This window comes from Actinoplanes sp. NPDC051633 (assembly GCF_040681735.1).
In the GTDB taxonomy this organism is placed as follows: domain Bacteria; phylum Actinomycetota; class Actinomycetes; order Mycobacteriales; family Micromonosporaceae; genus Actinoplanes.
This window is the reverse complement of the sequence record NZ_JBFAZH010001592.1, coordinates 1-1,422: the sequence shown is the minus strand read 5'-3', so window position 1 is coordinate 1,422 and position 1,422 is coordinate 1. Positions and strand designations below refer to the sequence as shown.

The window sequence follows — 1,422 nt, the reverse complement described above, 5'->3', positions numbered from 1 at the left end:
TGCCGCCCCAGGACCCGAGGGCCGCGCCGACCGGTCCGGCTGCGCCGCCGCCTCCACCGCCCGACCCGAGCCCGTTCTCCCGCGGGCGTGCGCAGCTCACCCCGCGTGAGCCGCAGCCGCAGACCGCGCAGTTCGCCGCCGAGCACGAGCCGACCGGCACCGGGTGGCCGGGCTCCGGCGCGCCGGAGCAGCGCCGCTCGATGACCTGGCACCTGCGTGAGCTGCGCAAGGGCCAGGAGTGGTCCAACGCCGGGGTGCTGTTCGTGTTCGTCTGCTGGGGCATCTGGGCGATCTCCAGCGACGGCGGCTGGACCACCCCGATCGTGGTCCTGGTCTGCAGCCTGGCCGTCGCGGCCGGGCTCTTCGCCCTGTGCCGGCTGGTCGGCCGGGTGGTGCTCGAGAAGCAGTTCGGCCGGGTCCGCCGCACCGCCAAGGTCTCGCACGTGGTGACCGGGGTCTTCCTGCTCGGCGTCGGCATCGCGTTCCTGCGCCAGACCCCGTGGGTGATGGACGCGTACGGCTGGGTGCGCGACCTCTTCGTGTAGCGCGACCCAGCCGGCTCGTTGCGCGTGTTTCTCCCTGACGTTGCTCAGCGGGCGGTCGCGAAGTCCTGCGTCCAGAGCAGGGTGCCGTCCGGCGCCGCCGCGACGCCCACACCCAGGTCGCGGAAGGCGCAGTTGAGGATGTTCGCCTTGTGGCCCGCGCTGTTCATCCAGCCGGTCATCACCTGCTCCGGGGTGCGGTAACCCTTGGCGATGTTCTCGCCGGCCGTCCGCCAGACGTAGCCGGCGTTGGTGATCCGGGTCGCGAACTCGACACCCTCGGGCGTGGTGTGGCTGAAGTAGCCGCGCGCCGCCATGTCCGCCGAGTGGCCGCGCGCCGCCGCCGTCAGCCGATCCTCACGGGTCACCGCCGCGCATCCGGCGGTGGCCCGCTCGGCGTTCACCAGCGAGACCACCTCGACCTCGAACGCCTCGTGCTCGCCGGCCGGCGGCTCGGACGGCGTGGGCTCCGACGGCGTGGGCTCAGACGGGACCGGCGTCGTCGTCACCACGATCCGGTCGATGTCGGGCGCGGCGCCCTCCGGGTTGGCGAACCCGATCGTGTTCGTGCCGGCCGCCAGGGTCACGTCCACCGTGACCGTGCCGGGTCGCGTGCCGGAGCGCGTACCCGGGAAGGTGGTCTGGGCCGGCCCGGCGTCGTTGACGGTCAGCTGGGCGGTGCGGGTCGTCGCGGCGACGTAGGAGATCGCCAGCCGGGCGGTCCCGGCCTGCTCGGCCACGACACCGGTGACGGTGAGCGTCCCCGCGCCGCCGAGACCGGTGACCCGGCTGCCGCCGGAGCAGCGCCGGCACGAGACGGCACGGGCGCCGCCGACGAGCGCGTTGGTAGCGGCCTCGCCCTCATAGGTGTTGGTCGCGG

General features: G+C 74.1%; 2 protein-coding genes. One reads left to right on the top strand and one right to left on the bottom strand.

Translation table 11 applies throughout. The features are described from left to right. Positions 1-545: DNA-directed RNA polymerase II (locus tag AB0M20_RS43410; protein WP_364307331.1), on the top strand; the 545-nt coding region annotated here is incomplete at its 5' end. 44 nt (positions 546-589) lie between these two features. On the opposite strand, the gene AB0M20_RS43405 is transcribed toward AB0M20_RS43410, so the two are convergent. Further along, positions 590-1,422: CAP domain-containing protein (locus AB0M20_RS43405; RefSeq protein ID WP_364307329.1), on the bottom strand; the 833-nt coding region annotated here is incomplete at its 5' end.